Source organism: Pseudothermotoga sp. U03pept (assembly GCF_051235805.1).
Taxonomy (GTDB): Bacteria; Thermotogota; Thermotogae; order Thermotogales; family DSM-5069; genus Pseudothermotoga_B.
The window spans coordinates 14,257-38,179 of sequence record NZ_JBPNXV010000003.1 but is presented as its reverse complement, the minus strand read 5'-3'; the positions used below and the strand labels follow the sequence as shown (position 1 = coordinate 38,179).

At 45.7% G+C, this 23,923-nt stretch carries 20 protein-coding genes, 2 tRNA genes and 3 rRNA genes; 22 read left to right on the top strand and 3 right to left on the bottom strand.

What is annotated here, in order from left to right; translation table 11 throughout:
• Window positions 1-18: 18 nt before the first annotated feature.
• The 8 genes from ACSFC1_RS10705 to rny are packed head-to-tail and all read left to right on the top strand — an operon-like array spanning window position 19 to window position 6,513.
• Window positions 19-591 (top strand): helix-turn-helix domain-containing protein, encoded by a 573-nt coding sequence (locus ACSFC1_RS10705; protein WP_435566172.1) that lies wholly within the window; start codon window positions 19-21, stop codon window positions 589-591.
• A complete protein-coding gene (locus ACSFC1_RS10700) occupies window positions 579-1,208 on the top strand; it encodes a DUF4416 family protein (protein WP_435566171.1) in 630 nt (209 codons plus the stop codon). The genes ACSFC1_RS10705 and ACSFC1_RS10700 overlap by 13 nt, the downstream gene beginning before the upstream one ends.
• Window positions 1,129-2,421, top strand: a complete 1,293-nt coding sequence (gene rimO, locus ACSFC1_RS10695; RefSeq protein WP_435566170.1) for a 30S ribosomal protein S12 methylthiotransferase RimO — start codon at window positions 1,129-1,131, stop codon at window positions 2,419-2,421. The genes ACSFC1_RS10700 and rimO overlap by 80 nt, the downstream gene beginning before the upstream one ends.
• Complete coding sequence (gene pgsA / locus ACSFC1_RS10690) at window positions 2,418-2,936, top strand: CDP-diacylglycerol--glycerol-3-phosphate 3-phosphatidyltransferase (RefSeq protein ID WP_435566169.1); 519 nt, start codon at window positions 2,418-2,420, stop codon at window positions 2,934-2,936. The genes rimO and pgsA overlap by 4 nt, the downstream gene beginning before the upstream one ends.
• Window positions 2,937-2,939: 3 nt before the next feature.
• On the top strand, window positions 2,940-3,503 hold the full coding sequence (gene thpR / locus ACSFC1_RS10685; protein WP_435566168.1) for an RNA 2',3'-cyclic phosphodiesterase: 564 nt from the start codon (window positions 2,940-2,942) through the stop codon (window positions 3,501-3,503).
• A complete protein-coding gene (gene recA / locus ACSFC1_RS10680; RefSeq protein ID WP_435566167.1) occupies window positions 3,496-4,545 on the top strand; it encodes a recombinase RecA in 1,050 nt (349 codons plus the stop codon). The genes thpR and recA overlap by 8 nt, the downstream gene beginning before the upstream one ends.
• On the top strand, window positions 4,526-4,978 hold the full coding sequence (locus tag ACSFC1_RS10675) for a regulatory protein RecX (protein ID WP_435566166.1): 453 nt from the start codon (window positions 4,526-4,528) through the stop codon (window positions 4,976-4,978). The genes recA and ACSFC1_RS10675 overlap by 20 nt, the downstream gene beginning before the upstream one ends.
• Window positions 4,975-6,513 carry a ribonuclease Y gene (rny, locus tag ACSFC1_RS10670; RefSeq protein WP_435566165.1) on the top strand — a complete coding sequence of 513 codons (1,539 nt, stop codon included), beginning with the start codon at window positions 4,975-4,977 and terminating at the stop codon, window positions 6,511-6,513. Before ACSFC1_RS10675 ends, rny begins: the two co-directional genes overlap by 4 nt.
• Before the next feature lie 25 nt (window positions 6,514-6,538).
• On the opposite strand, the gene ltaE is transcribed toward rny, so the two are convergent.
• Window positions 6,539-7,567, bottom strand: a complete 1,029-nt coding sequence (ltaE, locus tag ACSFC1_RS10665) for a low-specificity L-threonine aldolase (RefSeq protein WP_435566164.1) — start codon at window positions 7,565-7,567, stop codon at window positions 6,539-6,541.
• Between the two features lie 146 nt (window positions 7,568-7,713).
• Here ltaE and ACSFC1_RS10660 point away from each other — a divergent pair, with 146 nt between their 5' ends.
• The 10 genes from ACSFC1_RS10660 (at window position 7,714) to rrf (ending at window position 18,159) form a co-directional block, all read left to right on the top strand.
• Window positions 7,714-8,832 carry an ABC transporter substrate-binding protein gene (locus tag ACSFC1_RS10660; RefSeq protein WP_435566163.1) on the top strand — a complete coding sequence of 373 codons (1,119 nt, stop codon included), beginning with the start codon at window positions 7,714-7,716 and terminating at the stop codon, window positions 8,830-8,832.
• Window positions 8,833-8,878: 46 nt separating this feature from the next.
• Complete coding sequence (locus ACSFC1_RS10655; RefSeq protein WP_435566162.1) at window positions 8,879-9,757, top strand: branched-chain amino acid ABC transporter permease; 879 nt, start codon at window positions 8,879-8,881, stop codon at window positions 9,755-9,757.
• A gap of 11 nt (window positions 9,758-9,768) precedes the next feature.
• Window positions 9,769-10,818 carry a branched-chain amino acid ABC transporter permease gene (locus ACSFC1_RS10650; protein WP_435566161.1) on the top strand — a complete coding sequence of 350 codons (1,050 nt, stop codon included), beginning with the start codon at window positions 9,769-9,771 and terminating at the stop codon, window positions 10,816-10,818.
• A 3-nt stretch (window positions 10,819-10,821) separates the two neighbouring features.
• Window positions 10,822-11,601 (top strand): ABC transporter ATP-binding protein, encoded by a 780-nt coding sequence (locus ACSFC1_RS10645; RefSeq protein WP_435566160.1) that lies wholly within the window; start codon window positions 10,822-10,824, stop codon window positions 11,599-11,601.
• Entirely contained in the window at window positions 11,585-12,289 is a 705-nt protein-coding gene (locus ACSFC1_RS10640; protein ID WP_435566159.1) for an ABC transporter ATP-binding protein, read from the top strand. The genes ACSFC1_RS10645 and ACSFC1_RS10640 overlap by 17 nt, the downstream gene beginning before the upstream one ends.
• Before the next feature lie 233 nt (window positions 12,290-12,522).
• A 16S ribosomal RNA gene (locus tag ACSFC1_RS10635) occupies window positions 12,523-14,070 on the top strand.
• 49 nt (window positions 14,071-14,119) lie between these two features.
• A tRNA-Ile gene (locus tag ACSFC1_RS10630) sits at window positions 14,120-14,196 on the top strand.
• A gap of 5 nt (window positions 14,197-14,201) precedes the next feature.
• A tRNA-Ala gene (locus tag ACSFC1_RS10625) sits at window positions 14,202-14,277 on the top strand.
• A gap of 35 nt (window positions 14,278-14,312) precedes the next feature.
• Window positions 14,313-18,002, top strand: a 23S ribosomal RNA gene (locus ACSFC1_RS10620).
• Between the two features lie 40 nt (window positions 18,003-18,042).
• Window positions 18,043-18,159 (top strand): 5S ribosomal RNA (gene rrf, locus ACSFC1_RS10615).
• The 16S, 23S and 5S rRNA genes sit together here with 2 tRNA genes alongside, the layout of an rRNA operon.
• 134 nt (window positions 18,160-18,293) lie before the next feature.
• Here the strand turns inward: rrf and ACSFC1_RS10610 are convergent.
• Window positions 18,294-19,862, bottom strand: a complete 1,569-nt coding sequence (locus tag ACSFC1_RS10610; RefSeq protein WP_435566158.1) for an HD domain-containing phosphohydrolase — start codon at window positions 19,860-19,862, stop codon at window positions 18,294-18,296.
• 176 nt (window positions 19,863-20,038) lie between these two features.
• Window positions 20,039-20,920, bottom strand: a complete 882-nt coding sequence (locus ACSFC1_RS10605; protein ID WP_435566157.1) for a fumarylacetoacetate hydrolase family protein — start codon at window positions 20,918-20,920, stop codon at window positions 20,039-20,041.
• A 229-nt stretch (window positions 20,921-21,149) separates the two neighbouring features.
• Here ACSFC1_RS10605 and ACSFC1_RS10600 point away from each other — a divergent pair, with 229 nt between their 5' ends.
• The 4 genes from ACSFC1_RS10600 to ACSFC1_RS10585 all read left to right on the top strand — a co-directional run bounded on the left by ACSFC1_RS10600 (window position 21,150) and on the right by ACSFC1_RS10585 (window position 23,871).
• Entirely contained in the window at window positions 21,150-21,437 is a 288-nt protein-coding gene (locus ACSFC1_RS10600; RefSeq protein WP_435566156.1) for a hypothetical protein, read from the top strand.
• Between the two features lie 145 nt (window positions 21,438-21,582).
• Window positions 21,583-22,158, top strand: coding sequence for an isochorismatase family cysteine hydrolase (locus ACSFC1_RS10595; protein ID WP_435566155.1), 576 nt, complete (start codon window positions 21,583-21,585; stop codon window positions 22,156-22,158).
• On the top strand, window positions 22,140-22,922 hold the full coding sequence (locus tag ACSFC1_RS10590) for an NAD(P)/FAD-dependent oxidoreductase (protein WP_435566154.1): 783 nt from the start codon (window positions 22,140-22,142) through the stop codon (window positions 22,920-22,922). The genes ACSFC1_RS10595 and ACSFC1_RS10590 overlap by 19 nt, the downstream gene beginning before the upstream one ends.
• A gap of 4 nt (window positions 22,923-22,926) precedes the next feature.
• On the top strand, window positions 22,927-23,871 hold the full coding sequence (locus ACSFC1_RS10585) for a radical SAM protein (RefSeq protein WP_435566153.1): 945 nt from the start codon (window positions 22,927-22,929) through the stop codon (window positions 23,869-23,871).
• Window positions 23,872-23,923: the final 52 nt, after the last annotated feature.

Below are 23,923 nucleotides of genomic sequence, written 5' to 3'. Positions count from 1 at the left end.
TGATGAGGTGTGGTTCACGTGGAAAAATGGCTGAGAATAGGAGAGGCTTTGAAACAGGCAAGAGAGTCGAAGAAGGTCAGCGTAAGCGAGGTCGCTCAAAATACGGGGATACCAGAGTGGAAAATCAGATTAATTGAAGATGGGCAGTTTGACAGAGTAGATGCACCATTCTATGTTAGAAATTACATAAAAGCCTATGCAGAGTTTTTGGGGTTGGATCCATCGGAGTTGTTAGGCCAATTCGAGCAGAAGACTACCGAAGTTGAGACGAAAACTAAAAGGGTCTTGATCAATGGTTCTTTGATGACTCTTCTGCTTTTGGTGATCTTTGTAGCAGCATCAGTTTTTTTCGCATACTCAGCTTGGCGGTTTTTCACAGTTCTGGGCACTCCAAAGGTTCAATTTATGAATCAATCGGATCGACCGATATACTTCAATGAGACCTCTCTTGGACCTGGTGAGAGTGTGGTCTTGCAGACAGGACAGCGTTATAGGGTTGCTGGTAATACAGGTGTATGTGCAGTCCGATCGACTGGAAAAGAATGGAAGATTCGAGTTGAGAACTTCGAGGTGGTTGTGTGGGGGAAATAAAGAGAGTGGAACTGGTTAACTTAGTGATCTTTGCCTTCTCACAATACCTCGATTACTGGCTTTCTGAGATAGTTCCAAAGCTGGAAAAACTTTTTGGAAAGATCGATTACATATCAAAAGAGTTGCCTTTCAGTGTTTATACGTCGTATTACGATCGTGAAATGGGTTCTGATTTGAGAGGTAAACTCTTGAGTTTCGAAAATCTGATTCACCCATCGTTGTTAGCTGATGTGAAGCTCTTGACAAATCAGTTAGAAGAAAGTTATGCCGTAGAAGGCAAGAGAAAATTCAATTTGGACCCGGGATATGTTCATCACTCTAATTTTGTCTTGGCCTCTACGAAGTCTTGGGGGAATCGTGTTTATCTAAGAAACGGAATCTACGCAGAAGTGACTTTACTCTATCTGTCTGGTGAGTTTAGGCACTGGGAATTCACTTACCCAAATTACAGAAATGAAGAGTACAAGAAAGAATTAGCACAGGTTCGAGAGTTGTATTTGAGAAAACGGAGAAATCTTCTAAAGGGTGAGAATTTCGATGAGAATAGGTTTGAAAATACTGGGTTGTCCAAAGAACGAGGCCGACTGCGATGTCCTGGAGGCGATCTTAAGGAGTAGAGGACATCAGATCGTAAGAAACGTCGATCAGGCAGAAGTAGTGATAATAGATACATGTGGCTTCATAGAGTCGGCTAAGAGGGAATCGATAGACGAAATCATAGATTTCGTTAACTATAAGAAGGACCACAGCTTCTTCTTGTGTGTGAAGGGATGTCTTGTTCAAAGATATGGAGACATTTTGCGCTCAGAGATACCAGAAGTCGATGCCTGGTATGGTGTTTTGTCTCCCCTACAAATTGCTGAAGCGATCGAAAAAAGAGTACGTTTCCTTATCGCAGAACCTCAAACAGTTTATGGTGAAAGTATCAGAAGCTGCAGAGGATCATTCGCTTATGTTAAGATAGCTGATGGATGTAATAGGAGTTGCACCTTCTGTGCTATTCCTTCCTTCAAAGGCAAATTCAGAAGTAGAAATGTTGAAGTGATAGAAACAGAGGTAAGAAACCTTGTCCACAACGGTGTCAGGGAGATCATTTTAGTTGCTCAAGATACAACTGCATACGGTTTGGACCTCTATGGTAAACCTTCATTACCTTACCTACTCGAGAAACTCAGTTCGATCGAAGGAGAGTTCCGCGTCAGGGTGATGTACTTGCACCCTGATCACATCGATGATGGGATCGTACAAGCGATCCTTTCTCTTGAGAAAATCTTGCCCTATTTCGATATGCCAGTACAACACGGTAGTGACGAGATTCTCAAGCGAATGGGGAGAATCAGAACTAGTGATGAGCTTCTTGAACTGATAGGAAAAATAAAACAGGCAAATGCCGATGCAGCTATTAGAACGAGTGTCATAGTAGGCTTTCCCGGCGAGACAGATGAAGACTTTGAAAGACTGTTGTCTTTCCTCAAAAAGGCAAGATTCGATCGAGTAGGCTCATTCATCTATTCAGATGAAGAAGGTACGGCTGCAAGCTTGATTGAACAGAAGGTGCCTGTCGAAGTTGCAACTGAACGATATGAAGAACTTTTAATCCTCCAGGGTCAGATTGCTTATGAAAGCCTCAGCAGGCTCATAGGACGTACATTGAATGTTCTTGTAGAAGGTTCGCAGAGAAATAAATACATCGGACGTAGTCACTTTGATGCACCAGAGATCGACGGCAACGTTTTCATAAAGAAAACTCAAAAGATATCACTTCCAGCTTACCACAAGGTGAAGATAACAAATGTCTCTGAGTATGATATGGAAGGGGTGTTGGAATGAATTTGCCCAATGCGTTGACTCTCTCAAGAGTTGTTTTAACTGTACCCATATTTGCTTTATTAGTTTACGAAAAATGGCAATGGGCTCTTACTCTGTTCGTGATAGGTGCACTGACAGATTACTTTGATGGTTTTTTTGCCAGAAGGCTGAATCAAGTTACCAAGAGCGGTAAGGTTCTTGACCAAATCGCGGATAAAGTTTTCGTGAATTCCATATTGGTTGCGTTGATACCACAGATACCTGCGTGGTTAGTGGCTCTTATCATATCAAGAGATAGTGTAGTTAGTGCTGTGAGGATTTTAGCAGCGAGTGGTGGCATCGTTGTTCAGGCTAATATTTGGGGTAAAGTCAAAACAGTTCTTCAGATGACTTTGATCATCTTTCTCTTTTTCGAGAATGCTCTTGGCGTTAAGATTTCATTTATTGAGGCAACATTTGTCTATCTTTGTGCCTTCTTTACCCTGAGTTCTGCGATGATCTATATCTTTCAGAACAAAAAGGCATTGGGGGGATGAACGTTGAGAACTTTTATTGCGATCGACGTCAACGATTCTGTGAGGGAAGTAGCACAAAAATCTGTAGATAAGCTCATGAAAAGGGGATTTAGAGCGAATTGGGTGAGCAGGGAGAATGTTCACCTAACCTTGTTTTTCCTTGGAGAAGTCTCTCGAAAGCAGATTGATGAAGTAGCTGAACATTTGTGTCACAGAGTCAGGGGTTTCCCATCCTTTTCTTTCACAGTTGAGAAGCTCGGATATTTCGCCAAGGCAAATCAACCAAGAGTAATCTGGCTTGGTGTGAAATCAAACCAGAATCTTCAGAAACTGTATGAAGAAATGAAGGCAGAGCTGCTAAAGCACAACTTTTCTTTTGAAGAAAGATTCTCACCGCACATAACGATTGGTAGGGTTAAAGATTTTCCAAATGCCTGGCAGGCTTTGACCGAAGATATTACCTTTGAACCAATAGTTGTTGCGGTCGATCGATTCAGCATTTATTCGTCTCAATTGTTACCGACCGGACCCATCTACAAGCGAGTTTATGAGTGCAGATTTGAAGGAGGATTGGTCAAACATGAATGAAAAGGAGCAAAAGGCAAAAGCCGAAGTTCTTGAAAAGGCTATCAAGAAAATTGAGAGTAGTTTTGGAAAAGGGTCGATAATGATACTCGGTGAAGAAGGTCAAGTTACGCCTGTTGAAGTTGTACCGACCGGTTCTCTCTCTTTGGATATAGCAACTGGCGTCGGAGGTTATCCAAGAGGTAGAATCGTTGAGATCTATGGGCCAGAAGCCAGTGGTAAGACAACTATCGCACTGCACGCTATTGCCGAAGTTCAGAAAAGAGGCGGCATAGCAGCCATTGTCGATGCAGAACACGCTCTCGATCCCGTCTATGCAAGAGCGCTCGGAGTCGATTTGAAGACCCTTCTGATATCCCAACCGGATTACGGAGAACAAGCTTTGGAGATAGTCGATGAACTCGTTAGGAGCAACGCGGTTGATCTTGTAGTTGTCGATTCTGTCGCGGCTTTGGTACCGAGAGTCGAAATAGAGGGAAGCATGGGAGACATGCAAGTTGGGCTTCAGGCAAGACTCATGTCTCAGGCTCTCAGAAAGATAGCAGGTAATGTCAATAGGTCTAAATCGATCGTAATATTCACAAACCAGATAAGAATGAAAATCGGTGTAATGTTCGGCAGTCCTGAAACAACGACCGGTGGGTTGGCTCTCAAGTTCTATGCAACTATGAGGATAGAAGTGCGTAGGGGTGAGGTCATCAAAGAAGGTAACGACATCGTTGGGAACACTGTAACAGCAAAGGTTGTTAAAAACAAGGTTGCGCCACCTTTCAAAAAAGCTGAATTTGACATAGTTTATGGCAAGGGGATCGTCAAGGAGAACGAACTCTTCAACGTGGGACTCGCTGAGGGTCTTATACAGAGGAAGGGTAGCTGGTTCTTCTACGTTGGTGAAGACGGGAAAGAGTATTCGCTCGGACAAGGAAAGGGAAACGTTGTGACTTATTTTGTTGAGAATCCTCAGATAGCAGGAGAGATTGAAACAAAGATAAGACAGAAATACAATCTACCGGTGGAGGTAAGCAATGGAAAACAGGGTGAATGAAGAACAAGAAGCAATTAGTTACGCAAAAAAGTTGTTGAAGTTCAGAGCAAGATCGAAAGGAGAACTTCAGACAAGATTGATCGAAAAGGGTTTTTCACAGACTGTGGTTGACAAGGTGGTGAATGACTTAGAAAGAACAGGCGTGATCGATGATGAAAAATTCGCCTATTTGTTCGCTTACGACATGTTGGTTGTACACGGTTATGGACCCTTTCGGATAAAAGCGAAACTTCGCCAGCTTGGAGTCGGTGAATACATTATAGATCGTGTGATTGATAGAGTCCTGAACCAAGTTGATTTGGTTGAAGTCATGAAAAAGGTTGTTCGACTGCACAAGGTTGATCGAGAAAAAGGAAAGGAATTTCTTTACAGAAGAGGTTTTTCTTCTGAATTAGTGAAGTTACTTGACATAGAAGGAGGTGCTGAAAAGTGATAGTCGTAATAGTCTCTGTTGCTGCAGCTGCTCTGTTTGTTGGTGTGGGTTTAGGGTATTTTGTTGGTAAGTCGCGAATAGAAGAACGAAATAGAAAAGCCCAACAAGATGCTCAGACTATTCTGAAAAAGGCAGAACAAGAAGCTCAGGAAATAAAGAAAAAGGCAATAATCGAGGCAAGAGAAGAAGCTCATCGAATCAAAGAAGAGCTGGAGAGCGAAAGAAAAAGACGTGAGGCAGAACTCAGATCGATCGAGGAAAGGATTCTAAAACGGGAAGAAATACTCACAAAACGAGAGGAAATGGCGGACAGAAAGGAAGCAACAATTGAACAACTCAGATTACAGTTAGAAATGTCGAAGAAAAAGATCGAGCAGCGTGAAAAAGAACTTGACGAACGTTTCAACAAACTTGCAGGTATGACCGTCGAAGAAGCGAGACAAATTGTACTTGACGAAGCAAGACAGAAATACGAACATGACCTGGCTATACTCTACAAACAGATCAAAGATAGTTACGAGGAAGAAGCAGAAAAAGAAGCAAAAAGGATTATAGCAATAGCTGTGCAACGATATGCACCGGAGTACGTCGGTGAGATCACTGTGTCAACTGTGAGCTTGCCTTCCGATGACATGAAGGGAAGAATCATAGGAAGAGAAGGGAGAAATATCAGGACCTTTGAGAAGATTACAGGGGTTGATTTGATAATCGACGATACTCCAGAAGTAGTCGTTTTGTCGAGTTTCAATCCGATTAGGCGAGAAATAGCGAAGTTGACCCTTGAGAAACTCGTCGCTGACGGAAGAATTCATCCCGCGAGAATCGAGGAAGTCTACGAAAAATCAAAGCAGGAAGTTGAAAAACTGATAAGAGAAGCCGGCCAACAAGCGACCTTTGTTACGGGTATAACTGGTCTACACCCAGAACTTGTAAAGTTGCTTGGAAAACTCAGGTTCAGAACGAGCTATGGCCAGAATGTGCTTGATCATTCTGTAGAAGTTGCACAACTGGCTGGACTCATGGCAGAGGAACTTGGCCTCGATGTTGACAAGACTCGACGTGGTGGGTTGTTGCACGATATAGGTAAGGCTCTCGACCACGAAGTCGAAGGTTCACATACTGAAATAGGAGCAGAAATCGCAAAGAGATATGGAGAATCTGATCAAATAATTAACATGATAATGAGTCACCACGGTGAACAAGAACCGGTCTGTCCAGAGTCTGTTCTTATTGCAGCGGCCGATGCACTTTCCGCAGCAAGGCCCGGTGCAAGGAGAGAAAGTCTCGAAACCTATATACGAAGACTCGTCAAGATGGAAAGAATCGCAATGAGCTTTAAGAATGTCGAAAAAGCTTATGCAATACAGGCTGGTAGAGAGGTAAGAGTAATCGTTGAACCGGAGAAAATAGACGATGCAGAAGCAGACAGAATAGCCTACGAAATTGCCAAAAAGATTGAAGAGGAGATGGAATATCCAGGTGTTTTAAAGGTTGTCGTGATAAGAGAGAAACGTTCTGTTGCGTACGCGAAGTAAACAAAGAGGGACACAAGTCCCTCTTTTATTTTATGGAATCAACTACTTCTCTAAAAGCTCTTGCCACAGTGTAGACATCCTCTCTCGAGATATCTTTGTGTGTCACGAAACGGTAAACGCCATCGAAGGGTGGATTAATCTTTATGCCTTTGTTGAGCAACTGCTTGACGAAGATTTCAGGTGGAATTAGATCGAAAGTGAAGAAAACCATGTTGATATCGAGTTGATCTTCAAAGATCTTGACGTGTGGTATTTCGCTCAAAAGTTTGGCAAGCAACTTTGCATTCTCATGATCTTCTAAAAGTCTATCGATCATTTCGGTGAGAGCGACTATACCAGCAGCTGCTAATATACCGACCTGCCTCATGCCTCCACCCATGAGCTTTCTTCCTTTTCGGGCTCGTTCAATGAACTCTTTTGTTCCGGCGAGTATAGATCCGACAGGAGCTGCTAAACCTTTAGATAGACAGAACATCACAGAATCTGCTGTCGCGGATATCTCTTTTGCATCAACCTTCAATGCGATTGCGGCGTTGAAGATTCTTGCTCCATCCAGGTGTACGGGTATCCTGTGTTGATCTGCCAACGATTTAACCTTCTTCAAATATTCAAGAGGCACGACTTTACCGCTCGAGTGTGCATTCTCCATGCATATGAGTCCCGTTCTGGGACTGTGAATGTCTTGATCTCTGATGGCTTTCTCTATTTTTTCGATCGATGGCATACCGTATGAATCATCGATGATGTGAAGTTGAACATTCGATATCACAGCAGGTGCACCGACCTCATGCACGAAGATGTGATTTGACGATGGCACTATCACCTCGTCGCCTCTAAGGGTGTGTGTGAAAATGGCAAGCTGATTTCCAAAGGTTCCTGAAGGAACAAAAAGAGCTGCTTGTTTGCCAACCATTTGTGCTGCAAGCTCTTCGAGTTTGTTAACAGTTGGGTCATCTTGATAGACATCGTCACCCACTTCTGCTTCGTACATTGCCTTCCTCATTCTTTCGGTTGGTGTTGTGACAGTATCACTTCGGATATCAATTATTCTCATTTTTGATTCCTCCTCATGAAAAGATTCTACCATTGACGAGAATGGGATAAATTTTGTGCCTCTTGAAAGATATGCTATAATGTTTTTCGGTGTGGTAACAATATTAACAAGTATGAGATTTCTTTCACACACAAGGGGGTGTTCTTATGAAGTGGGTACTACCTTTATTACTGGTTGTAACTACAGTCTTAGCTGCTGAACCGATTGTGATAGGCGTTTACGAACCGATGACGGGACCATACGCTGCGGGCGGACAGATGACCATGGAAGGTGTCTACCTTGCTCACGAGCAAGTTAAAGAGGTACTTGGAAGGCCAATTCAGCTTGTTCTTGTGGATAACAAAAGTGACAAAGTAGAAGCTTCTAATGCTGTGGCACGATTGATCGAATATCACAAAGCGGTGGCAATCATAGGCAGTTATGGAAGTGCTGTGGCAATACCGGGAAGTGAGGTTGCGAACAAACTTGGTGTGCCCATGGTCGGATGTTCGCCAACGAACCCGCTCGTTACTTTGGGGAAACCCTACGCTTTCAGAGTGTGTTTTATTGACCCCTTCCAGGGTACTGTCATGGCGCAATTTGCTGTTGAGAAACTTGGAGCGAAGACTGCTGTCGTGATTCAAGATATTGCCTCAGACTATTCAGTTGGTCTGTCACATTACTTTCAGGAGGCTTTCAAGAAGTTGACTAAAAACAACAAAGCAGTCTTGGGTGTGATTTCCTATCAGACTGGTGACCAGGATTTCACTGCACAACTCACCTTTGCAAACAGTAAGAATCCAGATGTGATTTTCATACCTGCTGCAGCATATGGTGAAGCAGCTCTCATCATAAAACAGGCACGTGAACTGGGAATGAAACAGATCTTTTTGGGCGGCGACACGTGGGAAGCACCTGAATTCCTCGAGGTTGGCGGCAAGGCAGTCGAAGGTAGTTATTTCAGCACACACTTTGATACCGAAGCCACAACGACCCCAAAGGCAGCAGAATTCATCAAAGCGTTCAGAGAAAAATACGGTAAAGATCCAAGTGCATTCGCTGCACTGGGATATGATGCGTACATCCTAGTCGTTGATGCGATCAGAAGGGCTGGTTCAGCTGATCCAAAAGCAATACGAGATGCGCTTGCCTCAACAAAGAATTTCGAAGGCGCAACAGGTTACATTACACTCGATCAGAACGGAGATGCAATCAAAGATGCAGTCATAAGAGTTGTGAAAGAAGGAAAGTTTATGTATGTAACAACTGTTAGACCAACGGAATGAACGACGCGCAGGCTTCAAGCCTGCGCATTCTTCTGGAGGTGTTTCAATGACTTGGATTCTGTTCCTACAACATTTGGCAAATGGAGTTGCGCTTGGATTTGTTTTTGGACTTGTGGCGATTGGGTACACACTTGTGTATGGCGTGGTAAAATTGGTCAACTTCGCTCACGGCGATATATTCATGATGGCAGCATTTTTCGTCTACTACGGAATAATTCTGTTTTCGCTTCCATGGTGGTTATCATTTCTTTTTGCGATATTTCTCACAGCACTTCTTGGGATGTCAATTGAAAAGATCGCTTACAAGCCGTTGAGAAATGCACCCAGAATTTCTTCTCTTTGCTCAGCCATAGGTATGTCCTTCTTGCTTGAGAACTTTGCGACTGTGGTTTTTGGTGGTAGGCAAAAACCATTCTACCAACCAGAGGTTTTGAACAAAACCTTGAATATGGGTGGAGTTAGGGTTCAACTTGTAACGATAATTACTGTCGTTGTGTCAGTAGCAGCCCTTTTGTTTCTGAATTATTTGGTCTACAAGACGAAAACAGGACTCGCAATGAGAGCTCTTGCTCATGATTTCGATACAGCGAGACTTATGGGAATAAATGTAGATAGAACCATAACCTTTACCTTCGCTGTAGGTTCAAGCCTTGCAGCTATCAGTGCCATATTTTGGGCTCTACGTTATCCACAGATATGGCCTTTCATGGGGGTCTTTCCTGGTTGGCGTGCTTTCACAGCTGCGATAATAGGTGGTATTGGGAGCATCAAAGGAGCAATGATTGGCGGTTTCTTGATTGGTATGATTTCAATTCTGTTGGTTGCTTTTCTGCCTGATCTGGCAGGATATCGAGATGCTTTCATCTTCATCATGCTGGTTCTCGTTTTACTCTTCAAACCAACTGGTCTGTTCGGCGAAGCTTAGGAGGAGTAAGCGTGTACAGGCAAAGATCATTTTGGTTAACAGTGGTTGTGATTATAGTGTTCTTTGTCTTCATTCACTATGCACAACAGAATTTTGATGCGTACATAATTCGAATCATGAATGTTGCAGCTATATATGTAATTCTCGGTGTGAGTCTTAACTTGATAAACGGGTTTACCGGGCAATTCTCCTTAGGACATGCTGGATTCATGGCTATAGGTGCTTATGCATCTGCTTTGCTTTACATGTCACCTGAGCTGAAAGCGATGAATTTTTTCATAAAGCCTTTGATATGGCCTTTAAATCAGGTTCAGATTCCGTTTTTTCCGGCATTACTGGTAGGAGGTTTACTCGCTGCTGGTGCTGGTTTTCTCGTTGGCGCACCATGTATGAGGGTGAAAGGTGACTATCTCGCGATAGTCACTTATGGTTTTTCAGAGATAATTAGAGTTCTTTTCAACAATTTGCAGAGTATAACGAATGGCCCATTAGGTCTTAAGGGTTTACCAACTCATACCAATCTGTGGTGGAGTTGGGGATGGGCTGTGTTCACGGTGTTCTTTGTAAAAAGGTTGATCGATTCGAGTTACGGCAGAGCGTTGAAAGCGATAAGGGATAACGAAGAAGCAGCAGAGGCGATGGGCGTAAACTTGTTTTACCATAAGACTCTCGCTTTCGTCGTTGGGGCGTTTTTTGCAGGTATCGCAGGTGGCCTACTTGGTAGTCTCGTGATGACTATCGATCCGAATGCTTTCAACATAATGTTGACCTTTCAGATAGTGCTGATCGTTCTCTTAGGCGGGCTCGGTAGCGTAACGGGAACAGTGATTTCCGGCGTCCTAATAGCCGTTTTAATGGAGTGGCTAAGAGTTGTAGAAACACCAATGAAGATCTTTGGAGTAACAATTCCTGGCATTTCTGGCATGAGGATGTTGATTTTCTCTGTCATGCTAATGGTATCAGTTCTCTTTTTCAGACACGGAATACTGGGTGACAGAGAGTTCTCTTGGGAGGCTCTCATTTCGATCTTCAAAAGGCATCCATCGAAACAAGGAGGATAAATAATGCCAATCTTGAAATTGGATGGAGTGGTCAAGAGGTTTGGGGGCTTAATAGCTGTTAATAACGTTTCCATGGAACTTGAGCAAGGAGAGCTGGCAGGTCTCATAGGTCCCAACGGAGCAGGTAAGACAACAGTTTTCAATGTCATAACTGGTGTTTACCGTGCGGATGCGGGAAAGATAAGCTTCATGGGTGTGGATATAACCGAGAGAAAGCCACATGAAACTGCTGCTCTTGGAATAGCGAGAACTTTTCAGAATATCAAACTGTTTCAGAGAATGAATGTGCTCGATAATGTTCGTGTAGCTTGTCATTATCGATTGAAAGCATCTGTCTTCTCGGCTGTTTTTGATTTACCAAGGTATGTGAAACAAGAGCGAGAAATGACGAAAGAGGCACTTGATCTCCTTGAAGCTGTTGGGTTGAAAAGACTTGCAAATGAAAGTGCAGGTTCACTTCCTTATGGACATCAGAGAAAACTTGAAATAGCCAGAGCTTTGGCAACAAAACCAAAACTTCTGTTGCTCGATGAACCAGCAGCGGGAATGAACCCGGAAGAAACAGCTGAACTGATGAAGTTTATAAAGAGAATTCGCGATGAATTTGGTTTAACTGTACTTTTGATCGAACACGATATGAAGGTTGTGATGGGAATATGTGAGAGAATAACTGTTTTGGATCATGGTTGTGTGATTGCGCGTGGTTCACCCACTGAGATTCAGAGCAACCCCGAGGTGATAAAAGCTTATTTAGGAAGTGGTGTCTATGCTCGAAGTTCGTGATTTGCATGTTAATTACGGAGCTATAAGAGCATTGAAAGGTATTTCTTTCAAGGTGGAAAAAGGAACGATTGTGACTTTGATTGGTTCAAACGGTGCAGGAAAGACAACCACTTTGAAGGCAATATGTGGTCTTGTCAAGGCAAGGGCTGGGAATATTTTTTTGAATGGTGAAAATATTACGAACAAGCCGACCAATGAGATTGTGTCGAGAAAGACTGCAATGGTTCCCGAGGGCAGAAGAATTTTCCCAAATCTGACAGTCTATGAGAATTTGTTGGTTGGAGCGTATCAAAGAAATGATAAAAGCGGAATAAAGAAAGATATGGAATGGATTTTTTCTCTTTTTCCCGTTTTGAAAGAGCGCATGAATCAAAAAGGGGGCACTCTGTCTGGTGGAGAGCAGCAGATGCTTGCGATAGGTAGGGCTCTGATGAGTCAACCAGAGTTGCTGATGCTCGATGAGCCTTCTTTGGGACTTGCTCCTATAATAGTTGAGGAACTCTTTGAGATCATTCAGAAAATCCACAATGAAGGTAAGACGATTCTTCTCATTGAACAGAATGCTTATGCGGCACTGAGCATAGCAGAATATGGCTATGTATTAGAAACAGGACGAATAGTTCTACAGGGCACTGGTAAAGAATTGCTCACAAATGAAGAAGTGAAGCGTGCTTACTTGGGTGGTTGAGGAACCCTTCTGCGAGGTGGTTGTAACCTTTTCGTAACTTGACATGGTCATTGACAGGTGGTACTATGATACCTGGTCGCTCGTGAGAGAGCAGTTAGAAGAAGCAGGGTCTTGGAAAATGAATAGAAGGATAAAGAGTCTGAATAAGACTCAGAGTGTTTTGTCCTCGGGTCATTGAAATATGGATAGCAGTCCCGCAAATTCCAAAGTCAGGAATCATAACCTTCTAATTTTTTGTGGAGGGTTTGATCCTGGCTCAGGGTGAACGCTGGCGGCGTGCTTAACACATGCAAGTCGAGCGGGTACTCGCAAGAGTACCAGCGGCGCACGGGTGAGTAATACGTAGGTAACCTACCCTTCAGAGGGGAATAACTGGGGGAAACTCCAGCTAATGCCCCATACGATCCAACGACAGAAGTCGTTGGATGAAAGGAGCGTTTGCTTCGCTGAAGGAGGGGCCTGCGTCCCATCAGGTAGTTGGTGAGGTAACGGCTCACCAAGCCTACGACGGGTAGCCGACCTGAGAGGGTGGCCGGCCACAAGGGCACTGAGACACGGGCCCTACTCCTACGGGAGGCAGCAGTGGGGAATTTTGGACAATGGGCGAAAGCCTGATCCAGCAACGCCGCGTGGGGGACGAAGCCCTTCGGGGTGTAAACCCCTGTTGTGAGGGACGAATAAGACCTGGAGGAAATGTCAGGTCGATGACGGTACCTCACGAGAAAGCCCCGGCTAACTACGTGCCAGCAGCCGCGGTAATACGTAGGGGGCGAGCGTTACCCGGATTCACTGGGCGTAAAGGGGGCGTAGGCGACTTGGTGTGTCGCGTGTGAAATCCCATGGCTCAACCACGGAATTGCGCGCGAAACTACTGAGTTTGGGGCCGGTAGAGGGAGATGGAACTGCTGGTGTAGGGGTGAAATCCGTAGATATCAGCAGGAACGCCGGTGGGGAAGCCGGTCTCCTGGGCCGTGCCCGACGCTGAGGCCCGAAAGCTAGGGGAGCAAACCGGATTAGATACCCGGGTAGTCCTAGCCGTAAACGATGCTCACTAGGTGTGGGGGAGTCATTCCTCCGTGCTGCAGTTAACGCGTTAAGTGAGCCGCCTGGGGAGTACGCCCGCAAGGGTGAAACTCAAAGGAATTGGCGGGACCCCGCACAAGCGGTGGAGCGTGTGGTTTAATTGGATGCTAAGCCAAGAACCTTACCAGGGCTTGACATGCAGGTGGTACCGACCCGAAAGGGGAGGGACCCTTTCCTTTTGGAAAGGGAGCTTGCACAGGTGGTGCACGGCCGTCGTCAGCTCGTGCCGTGAGGTGTTGGGTTAAGTCCCGCAACGAGCGCAACCCCTGCCCTTAGTTGCCAGCGGTTCGGCCGGGCACTCTAAGGGGACCGCCGGCGACGAGCCGGAGGAAGGAGGGGACGACGTCAGGTACTCGTGCCCTTTATGCCCTGGGCTACACACGCGCTACAATGGGTGGTACAATGGGTTGCTACTCCGCGAGGGGGAGCTAATCCCAAAAACCACCCCCAGTTCAGATCGCAGGCTGCAACCCGCCTGCGTGAAGCCGGAATCGCTAGTAATCGCGGATCAGCCACGCCGCGGTGAATACGTTCCCGGGGTTTGCACACACCGCCCGTCAAGCCACCCGAGTCGGGGGCACCTGAAGATGCTTATCCTAACCCGAAAGGGAGGGAAGGCATTGAAGGTGAATCTGGCGAGGGGGGCTAAGTCGTAACAAGGTAGCCGTACTGGAAGGTGCGGCTGGATCACCTCCTTTCTAGGGAGAGAAAAGTCGGGACTGCTATCCATTTTTGAATGACTTGAGCGGGCTCGTAGCTCAGTTGGTGAGAGCGCACGCCTGATAAGCGTGAGGTCGGAGGTTCGACTCCTCCCGAGCCCACCATGGGCGGGGACGTAGCTCAGCTGGGAGAGCGCCTGCTTTGCAAGCAGGAAGTCAGGGGTTCGAATCCCCTCGTCTCCACCAATGGAAGGGTCATTGAAAACTGCATAGGAAGCGTAGGTCAAGGTACTAAGGGCATGCGGTGGATGCCTTGGCGATGGAAGGCGATGAAGGGCGTGGTAAGCTGCGATAAGCCTCGGGGAGCCGCAAACAGGCGTTGATCCGGGGATTCCCGAATGGGGAAACCTGGCTGGTCGTAAGATCAGCCGCCGTAAGGCGCGAACCGGGGGAAGTGAAACATCTCAGTACCCCGAGGAAGAGAAATCAAACGAGATTCCCTGAGTAGAGGCGATCGAAAGGGGAAGAGCCTAAACCAGTATGATGTTCAAGCCCGTGGGCGTTGTCATACTGGGGTTGTGGGACACAACATGGTGTGGCTACGGACGCACCGAGGAGTTACAAATCTTCTCTCTAGTCGAAGTGCTTGGGATGGCACGCCATAGAGGGTGAAAGCCCCGTAGACAAAAGGGAGAAGACTCCTTGTTGTGTTCCCGAGTACCGCGGGACTCGTGGAATCCTGCGGGAATCTGGGGGGACCACCCTCCAAGGCTAAATACTCTCCATCGTCCGATAGTGCACGAGTACCGTGAGGGAAAGGTGAAAAGAACCCCGGGAGGGGAGTGAAATAGAACCTGAAACCGCATGTCTACACTAAGTCGGAGCCCGCAAGGGTGACGGCGTGCCTTTTGATTAATGAGTCCGCGAGTTGTCGTCAGTGGCGAGGTTAAGCCGATTGAGGCGTAGCCGTAGCGAAAGCGAGTCCGAATAGGGCGCAAGTCACTGGCGGCAGACCCGAAGCCGGGTGAGCTACCCCTGGGCAGGATGAAAGTGGGCTAAACCCCACTGGAGGTCCGAACCGATGGATAGTGAAAAATCCTCGGATGACCTGGGGGTAGGAGTGAAAAGCTAACCGAACTCGGTGATAGCTGGTTCTCCCCGAAACGCATTGAGGTGCGGCCTCGAGTGGTCTGTACAGGGGGTAGAGCACTGATAGGGCTAGGGGGGTAACCTCCGAACCCTGTCAAACTCCGAATCCCTGTACATAAAGCTCGGGAGGAAGTCTGTGGGGGATAAGCTCCATGGACAAAAGGGAAACAGCCCAGACCATCGGCTAAGGGCCCGGAGAGATGGCTAAGTGGGAAAGGATGTGGTATACCATAGACAACTGGGAGGTTGGCTTAGAAGCAGCCATCCTTTAAAGAGTGCGTAACAGCTCACCAGTCGAGGTGTACTGCGCCAAAGATGTAACGGGGCTCAAGCCATCCCCCGAAGCCATGGGTCTGTACCGATAGGTACAGGCGGTAGGGGAGCTTTCCGCTTTAGGGTGAAGGTAGACCCGCGAGGGCTACTGGACGAGGCGGAAGTGAGAATGCGGACATGAGTATGCGAGAGGAGAGTGAGAATCTCTCCCCCCGAATGCCCAAGGGTACCTGGGGAAGGGTCGTCCTCCCAGGGTTAGTCGGTACCCTAAGGTGAACCCGAAAGGGGTAGCCGAAGGGAAGCTGGTTAATATTCCAGCACCATCTGTAATCGAGGTACGAGGGGTGACGCAGAAGGGTAAATGCCGAGGGTAAGTGGCATTCCCTTCCAAGCGGTTAGGCGTTGAGGGCAGTAGGTAAATCCGCTGCCTGAGCTGAGCCGTGATGGGAAGGACCCGTAAGGGTCCAACGGCATCGACCCCACGCTGCCAAGAAAAACCTCGCGTGCCGTTTGAGATTGCAGGTGCCCGTTCCGTAAACCGACACAGGTGGGCAAGCTGAGAAAGCTAAGGGGAGCGGGACAACCCTCGCCAAGGAACTCGGCAAATTAACCCCGTAACTTCGGGAGAAGGGGTGCCGCAGTAGGGTGAACTCAGGGGAAGGGGCAACCTGGAAACTGAGGGAGCCTGAAGCGGTCGCAGTGACATGGCCCTAGCGACTGTTTACCAAAAACACAGGCCTCTGCAAACTCGTAAAGAGGATGTATAGGGGCTGACGCCTGCCCAGTGCCGGAAGGTTAAGGGGAGGGGTGAGGCCGTAAGGCGTAGCTCCAAACCGAAGCCCCGGTAAACGGCGGCCGTAACTATAACGGTCCTAAGGTAGCTGTGCTGCCTGCCTGCAGGGTAACCTGCAGGGCAATACCCGGCTGTATGCGGGAAACCCCTTAGAGTTCTTCCTACTTGAAGAAAATTGGTTCTTCAAGTAAAAATGGAAGAAATTGGGCAATCCGCAGGAAACCCGAAAAGGGAATCCTCAGAGACTGTACGCCGGGCATCCAGCTTCTCATGGAGGTGCAGCGTTATGAAACTCCATCCAGAGTGGGTTGTTGGATTCGTAGACGGTGAAGGATGTTTCTACGTTGGTGTGAACAAGAATAAAACTATGAGTGTGGGATATCAAGTGCTGCCTGAGTTTAGGATTGTTCAGCATCAACGTGACATTCAAATCCTGTACGCACTGAAGCATTTCTTTGAATGTGGTACTGTGAGAAAGAATCACGAAGACCGGTACGAGTTGAGGATAAGAAAATTCGAGTGCCTGAAGAAATGCGTCGAATTCTTTCAGAAATACCCACTCAAAACGAAAAAGAACGTTGATTTCAAGAAATTCAGTAAGATCATCAAAATGATGGATGAAGGAAAGCACCTCACAAGAGAAGGTATAGTACAGATCATTCAGATAGCTCTGGAAATGAACACAGGAAAGCACGAGCAACTGAAGACAATCTTGAAAGAGTTAAGTGAGGATGCTGGATGAAGATACAGTCCACCCTTGGTTTGAAAAACCAAGATAAAGGTGAGCGAAATACCTTGCCAGGTAAGTTCTGGCCTGCATGAATGGCGTAACGACTGGGGCACTGTCTCGGCGGGGGACCCGGTGAAATTTCAACGGGGGTGAAGATGCCCTCAACCTACGGCTAGACGGAAAGACCCCGTGGAGCTTTACTGTAGCCTGGTATTGGATTTTGACACATCGTGTACAGGATAGGTGGGAGGCTGTGAACCCGGCTCGTCAGGGTCGGGGGAGCCGTCAGTGGGATACCACCCTCGGTGTGTCGAAATTCTAACCTGAACCTGTGAAGAGCAGGTTGGGAACAGTGCCAGGTGGGCAGTTTGACTGGGGCGGTCGCCTCCTAAAGTGTAACGGAGGCGCGCGAAGGTCGGCTCAGGTGGGTTGGAAATCCACCGACGAGTGCAAGGGCATAAGCCGGCCTGACTGTGAGACCGACGGGTCGAGCAGAGACGAAAGTCGGTCCTAGTGACCCGACGACTTCCGAGTGGAAGGGTCGTCGACAACGGACAAAAGTTACCCCGGGGATAACAGGCTAGTCTCGCCCGAGAGTTCACATCGACGGCGAGGATCGGCACCTCGATGTCGGCTCATCCCATCCTGGGGCTGAAGCAGGTCCCAAGGGTTAGGCTGTCCGCCTATTAAAGGGGTACGTGAGCTGGGTTCAGACCGTCGTAAGACAGGTCGGTCCCTATCGGCCGTAGGCGTAGGAGGTTTGCGGGAGGTCTCCCCTTGTACGAGAGGACCGGGGAGAGTGGGCCTCTGGTGTACCGGCTGTCCTGCCAGGGGCATACGCCGGGTAGCTATGCCCATGAGTGATAACCGCTGAAAGCATCTAAGCGGGAAGCACGTCCCAAGATTAGACCTCCCATCCCGTCAAGGGAGTAAGGCCGGTCCGAGAACAGGACCTTGATAGGCTGGTGGTGTAAGCACCGTAAGGTGTTGAGCCAACCGGTACTAATAGGCCGAGGCCTTGACCTTGTAGCTTCCTATGCAGTTTCCAGTGAACCTTCAAGTTTCCTCGGGTGCCGATACCAGAGCGGGAAACACCCGGTCCCATTCCGAACCCGGCCGTTAAGCCGTTCTGGGCCGATGGTAGTATGGAGGCGACTCCATGTGAGAGTAGGTAGTGCCCGGGGATTCAAAGGGGAAGCGAGAGCTTCCCCTTTTGTTTTTTTTCATAGAAATGGTTTCTTATGCTTTAGGGACGAAGCTTATTCTTCCCAAAGTTTTCTTATCTGATCTGAATACCTTGAGAAGATTTCGAGCAGCTCAGGGGCAAAGTGTTTTGGTAACGATTTGTGCTTCTATGGGTATCTGGTTGCCTTTCAAACCAAAGGGGTATCCTGAACCATCGTACCTCTCGTGATGGTACAGAACTATGTTTCGTGCGATCTCAAGTTTCTTGTCATTTCCAATAATTTCGGATCCCCAAAGAACGTGTTTCCTCACAAGCTCAAATTCTTCTTGAGTCAGCCTTCCTGGTTTGTTCAGTATTCCTGTTGGTACTTTGATCTTTCCTATGTCATGGAGTGGTGCGTAGAGTTCTATTTGCTTAACAAGATCTTTGGGTAGATTGAACTTCTCTGCTAAGAACTTCGACAGTTTACTCACTCTTTGTATGTGCTTACCTGTTGGTTCGTCAAAGTTTTCAATAACCATACCGAGCCTCTCGGAAAGAGTTTTGTAAGCAAGAATTACTTCCTCCTCTTTCAGCTTCAATCTCTTATATGAATCTTCAAGTTCTTGCTGTGAAGCTTCGAGTTGTTCATAACTTGCCTTCAGTTCTTGCATCTGCGACTCTATGATTGTCACCATGTCAGAAAGCTCGCCTGCGAGCATCCTCGTCTCGTAAATGGAACACGATACCTTCTCGATCTCGAAGGGCTTCCCAGATAGATAGCTTCTCAGACTCTCGACGATTTTCTCCACAGGATCTATCACGATTTTATTCAAAGTACTCTTCATTCTTTTAACAGCCAAGAAATTCACAATCAGCACGGCCAGTAAGACACTCGAAGAGGGTATCAACGAAATCGCAATTTGTGCAAGAAGCGAACTTTCAATAACAACATAAGTATCACCAGTGGAAGGTTTTGCAATATACCGATTTAAACCGATCACAACAATCAGAACTTCTTTTGCCTTTGATGATGAGGGAGTAAAAGTAGCTTTGATTGTTCCTCTCTTCGCCAATATCTGTCCTGTTCTATCGATAATGTAAGAACGATCAGAAAGAAGATTTTCAGCTATCTTGCTGACAATAAGATCCAACACGAGTACACCGAGTAAATTTTCTCGTTCATCGTATACCGCCTTTGCAACGGCCATAGTGGGTTCATTGAGTATGCGGTGCGTAAAAGGCTTTACGAAGACGTAGTTTTGTGGATCTTGTAAAGCCGTCTGGTACCAGGGTCTTTTTCTTGGATCGTAATCTTGCCCATAATCATAGTCTGGGTAAGAGATCATCTTTCCATCGTTACTTCCGAAAGCTGGATATGCAACGAATGGATGGTAATTTTCGTAGATCTTCTTCGTCAAGTTCCTCACAGATTCTTCATCCTTGAAGGGCTCTGTCTGTGCAGACAAAACGATCAACAATTTCCCAAAAGAATCCAGTGTGTTTGTCCAGTTTCGGTCAAGCTGAGTTATGCGTACCAGTTCTTGAGCTTCGAAAATGCGAAAGACGAAGAAGAACACAGTTAAGAACAAGATGAACGAGATAACCAGTGTGAGCAAGAAAGTATTTCTAAGGATATGATTTTCAAGAAAATCGTTGAGTTTTGGCAATTTCATAACTTTTCCAGTTGGTTTGGAGCTTGCTCTTCTATCTTTGAGCACCTATGACTTTCCCTCCAGATAGTTACTCGTCTGGTCGTTTTAAACTGGCTAAACGTATTGTATCATCGCGAATCTTAAGTGTATGTATATGTGCGGTTGTGTTACTGTGAAGGTATTAGACTGACTGAGGAACCTTGTCTGAAGAATTCAGATTCACCTTTCGAATGCTCCCATTTTCAAGCGTAGATTTCATTCTCTATGTAGCCTATCTTTTCGATTTCCACTCTGACTACATCACCTGGCTTGAGCAGCTTTGGCGGTTTGAAGCCCATTCCCACTCCAGAAGGCGTTCCAGTAGCCAATATGTCTCCTGGCTCAAGCGTCATTCCCTGAGAGAGAATGTTTATCAGTCTTTCTATGTGAAAGATCATGTATCTTGTGTTTGAGTTTTGCCTGAGTTCTCCGTTGACCCAAGATTGAATTTCGAGTTCGACAGGATAGCCTATTTCATCTTTGGTTACGATCCATGGTCCCATTGGACAAAAGCCATCCAAACTCTTTCCTTTGAACCACTGAACATGATTCTTTTGAAGATCTCTTGCTGTAAGATCGTTCAGTATCGTGTAACCAAAGACGTGTTCAAGGGCTTTCTCTTCAGGTATGTTTATGCCTCTTTTTCCAATTATTACTGCTAACTCTGCTTCATAATCTACTTCAGATGTGACTTGTGGATGCAAATATACCTTTGAGTAAGGTCCTGTTACTGTGTTGGTCGCTTTGGTAAAGAAGTGTGGATGTGAGATCTCTGTATGTGTAGAATGACCAACCTTTGCCATCTCAGAAACGTGATCTTGATAGTTCTTTCCCACACAGAATACATTTCTCACAGGTTTGGGTATAGGTGCTGTGATGTGAAGGTTTTCAAGTTTTAACCACTTTTCATTTACCTTTGGTCGAGGTAAGGATGTGATTTCATCGTGGTACAATCTGATGAATTCCAATAATGTTTTTGGAGAATTTTCACCCAACCAAAGTTCGGAGGGGCAAAGCAGACCAGTTTTTGGTTCCACAACTCCCCAACCTTGTTTACCATCGAACTCAAAAGTCGCCAGATACACGCATCGTCACTCTCCTCAGCAATCTATTTTGAAAATTATATCAATTCCTTTGCGCAGGCGAAAGCAGAGAATTTTTTCGAAGCCTTCAATAGAACACAGGAGTTGGAAGTATCACTACGGTCTTCAAGCAAAGAATAAGAAATGATTCAAAGTTGAACTTTGACGGCGCTCGCACTCTCTTATGTTTAGACACAAATAAAAGTGCTGGTATTAGTTCCTTGCAGAGATGGTGAAACAAAATGACCCAGATTCATCAAAGAACGAAGTTGCGCGTGAGCGAAGCACAGAGATATTAGCTTTCCAAACAGACGCAAACGGTGTTCATTCGCTCATGGACTGTTCGCTCTATCATCACATATCATACATTATAAAAACTCTAAACGGTGTAAGTACGAGAAAGGTGTCTTTCAGTCTTTTCGGACTGCCAAGAATGGACGAAATATATGAAACAAGAGGGCAAGACTTGATGGGCTTGTGGGAAGCTGTGAAGAAGATGTTAAAACGTTATTGGCGTTGAATTCAAATGAATCAGAGTGTGATTTCGTTTTGCTGTTGATCTCGCCGAGAGCTGTGCAGATAAAAGGCTGCACTGAAAGGCTTTTGAGACGCAGTTGGTCTTGGACTATTTTGTCAGCGGTAGAATTTTCCGTGGAGGGGAGTTGATGTTCTTCACCAGGGAGAGAAAGAAGCATCCTTGCAGGATAGATGTAGATCGTGTGGCGTTGTTAGTAATCGATGCACAGAGGTATTTCTGTGATCCTCAAAGCGAGGCTTATTTGCACGGAGTTGAGAATGCACTTCAGAAGGTTAACAGTCTCTTGAAAGTTTTCGAGGAAAGATCACTACCGATTTTTTGCACTGTTCATAAAGGCAACAGTGATGCGATGAAGCGATGGTGGGGAAATTCTGTAGAAGGAAAGCAAATCCAGTTATCGATAAAGCCAGTTCAAGCACAGGTCATATACAAAGACTCGTACGACGCTTTCCATATGACAGAACTTGAGGAATCTCTTAAGAAAAAGCAGGTGAACCAGTTGGTTGTCTGTGGCGTAATGACTCATCTGTGTGTTGAAACGACTGTGCGAAGTGCCTTTGTGAAAGGGTATGAACTCATTGTTGTAGAGGATGCTTGTTGGGACAAAGACGATTTTTATCATTTTTCTTCGTTGAAGAGCATGGCACATGGTTTTGCTATCATATCCTCAGCAGGTGAGATAGAATGCATGTTGGGATCGTAGGAGCTGGTCCGGCTGGTGTTTCGGCTGCTGTTTTTCTCAAGCGTTGTGGTGCAAGGGTTACGATTTTCGAAAAGAATTCCGTAGGTGGGCTCATTACAAACGCTTGGAGAATTGAAAACGTGCCGTTCATGACTGCGTGCGGCGGTGAAAAGGTTGCTGAAAGGCTGAAGCAGGCTTTGCATGAACATTCAATAGATTTTCATCATGAGAAGGTTGCAACTGTTTGTGACCACAGGATTGTAACTAATCAAAGGGAATATTTTTTCGATAAGATCATCGTAGCGAGCGGTACATTACCAAAGAGACTCTTAAATCTCGAAGTCAGTAACAATGTTGTGTGCGAGTATAGATATCTTCCCAGGACTATTGAATCATTAGCAATTCTTGGTGCAGGTGATGCAGCTTTTGATGGAGCGCTGAAAGCCTTTGAAAATGGCATAAAGTCAGTTCACATATTCAATAGAACCGATAAGATAAAAGCAGTAAAGAGACTCAGAGATCTGGTTGAGCGATCAAATGTTGTTTATCATCCTGTAGAACCTATTGTTGGTGCAATTCAAAGTGACAAACTTGTCTTGAGAACATCTAAATCAGAGTATGCCTTTGATGCTTTGTTGATATGCATAGGAAGAATACCGAATCTGTCTTTCGTGAGAGAGGGTGACAGCATACACATAGTTGGAGACGCTCGAGGCTGTCACAGGCAAATGAGCATCGCTGTAGGACAAGCTATAGAGACAGCGATGAAGATATTAGAGGGGTGAAAGGATGAGAATAATTGCCAAGTACGGCAGAGATGATATAGCCACTGTTTATGTGGGCGAAACCTCGAAGGGAAGTATTGTAGAGTTTGTCCAGTCTGTTCAACCAGCCGTTCCGAGAGAAGAAAAATGGGTTCTGATCATCTCTACGCTGAAAGGTTGTCCTGTGGGATGTCTGATGTGTGATGCCGCAGGCTATTACAAAGGGAAACTAACAAGTGATGAAATGCTTGAGCAGATAGACTTCCTTGTAGAAAATTACTTTCCAGATCGAATTGTGAAAGTCAAGAAATTCAAAATACAATTTGCAAGAGTCGGCGAACCCGCGTTCAATAAAGATGTTTTAGTTGTGCTTGAGAAGACTTCCAGTTATGAAAATCTGATACCATCAATATCGACTGTAGCACCATGTGGGTGTGATGAGTTTTTTGAGCAGTTGCTGAAGATAAAGCAAAAGTATTACGAAGGAAGATTTCAGCTTCAATTTTCCATACATTCCACAGATGAAGATCAGCGTAACAAGATCATTCCAATAAAAAAGTGGCCGCTCAAGCAGATATCAGCCTATGGTGAAAGGTTTGTAGAACTGTTTGACAGAAAGATAACATTGAATTTTGCACTCTCAAGCAAGGCAAAGGTGAGTGCAAAGAAGATTGCTGACATCTTCTCTGCGAGCAAGTTTTTGATAAAGATCACGCCTGTGAACCCTACATACAGTGCATCAATCAACAACTTTGAATCCGATGTAGATCTTTCAAGCGGTTATCCAGTTACCCATAGAGCATTTGTTGACGATTTGAGAAAATTTGGTTTTGAAGTCATTCTGAGTGTTGGTGAACTCGAAGAGAACAGGATAGGTAGCAACTGTGGTCAGTACGTAATGAAACACATCTATAATTCTGCGAAGATGAGTCAAGCGTACACATATGTGTCAAAAATCGAGAAATCATAATTTTATGTTTATTCATAGGATAAAATGCTGTTGGTGAATCAAAAGAAAAGGA